Raw genomic sequence first — 1491 nt, 5'->3', positions numbered from 1 at the left:
CGGAGAGCGCGGAGAGCGCGGAGAGCGCGGAGAGCGCGGAGAGCGCGGAGAGCGCGGAGAGCGCGGAGAGCGCGGAGGAGACACCGCCGGCGGCCGACGAGCTGGATCCGGAGCTGGTCGGTATCTTCCTCGACGAGGCCGCGGACCTGCTTGCCGAGCTGGAGGCGGCCCTGGGGGGCTGGAACGACGCCGCCGACCCGCCGGCACGGCTGCACTCGGTGCAGCGTACACTCCACACCCTCAAGGGCGGTGCCCGGCTGGCCGGATTCAGGGCCATCGGCGACCTCTGCCATGCGACGGAGACGCTGGCCAGCGCCGCCGCCGCCGGGAATATCCCGGCCGACGATCGTTTCCTCGGTCTGCTGCGCAGTGCCGTCGACGAGCTCGACGACCTGGTCGACCGGGCCGGCCATGGCGAACAGCCACAGCCCGACCCGGATCTTGTCGAGCGCTTGCGCTCCCCCGGTGCTGCGGGGGCGACCCCGGCGGATGCCGGTGACGACGATGCTACAGAGCTCCGGGATATCTTCCTGGAGGAGGCGGCGGAGCTGCTCGACGCCCTGGAACGCACCGCCGCGGCATGGCGGGCGGAGCCGGCCTCGGCCGAGCATCGTCAGGCACTGGCGCGGGCCCTGCACACCCTCAAGGGCGGTGCCCGGACCACGGGCATGACCGCCGTCGCCGATCTCGCCCACGACCTGGAGACGCTGGTGCGCTCGGCGGGCGAGGAGCCTGACGACGCGCACCAGGACCTGCTCGAGACCGGCCTTGAGACGTTGCTCGCCCAGCGCGACGCCGTCGCCGCCGGGCAGACGCCCGAGGATGCCACGGTGGTCCGCGAGCAGATCGCCGGCTACCGGGGCGACAGCGCCGAGGGCGGGGACGAGTCGGACTCCTTGGCCGGCGAGAGCGGTGAGGCCGTGCCAGCCGCGGAGTCCGGAACGGCCCCCGCCGAGGCCCCGCAGCGCCCCGCCGCGGCACCGGCGACGCGCAGCGACGTCGTCCGCGTGAGCGCCGAGGTGCTCGACGAGCTGGTCAACCATGCCGGCGAGGTGAATATCTATCGGGCGCGGCTGGACCAGCAGGCCGGTGCGGTGAATTTCAACCTCCAGGAGCTGGAGCAGACCGTCACTCGGCTGCGCGAGCAGCTGCGCTCGCTGGAGATAGAGACCGAGAGCCACATCCGCTTCGGCTTCGAACGCGATGCCGGTCCCGCGCAGCCCACGGGCGACAGCGAGGCCCCGCCGGAGGCGGGCGGACCGGAGGAGGCCCCCGGTGAGACCGCGAACGACGGCGGAGCCGATTTCGATCCGCTGGAGCTGGACCGCTTCAGCCGCATGCAGGAGCTCTCCCGGGCCCTGTCCGAGAGCGTCAACGACCTCTCCAGCATCCAGACCACGCTGCAGACCCTCAACCGCGAGAGCGAGACCCTGCTGCTTCAGCAGTCCCGGGTGAACACCGAGCTCCAGGACGGGCTGATGCGCACGCGCA

1 protein-coding gene is annotated in these 1491 nt (G+C 72.6%); it reads left to right on the top strand.

What is annotated here, in order from left to right:
* A partial coding sequence (locus tag G7A99_RS19535; RefSeq protein ID WP_205599942.1) for an Hpt domain-containing protein occupies positions 1 to 1491 on the top strand: 1491 nt, incomplete at both ends.

It is taken from the genome of Arhodomonas sp. KWT (assembly GCF_010993615.1).
Note: the sequence above shows the minus strand (reverse complement) of the source record. Positions and strands in the feature narration are given on the sequence as shown.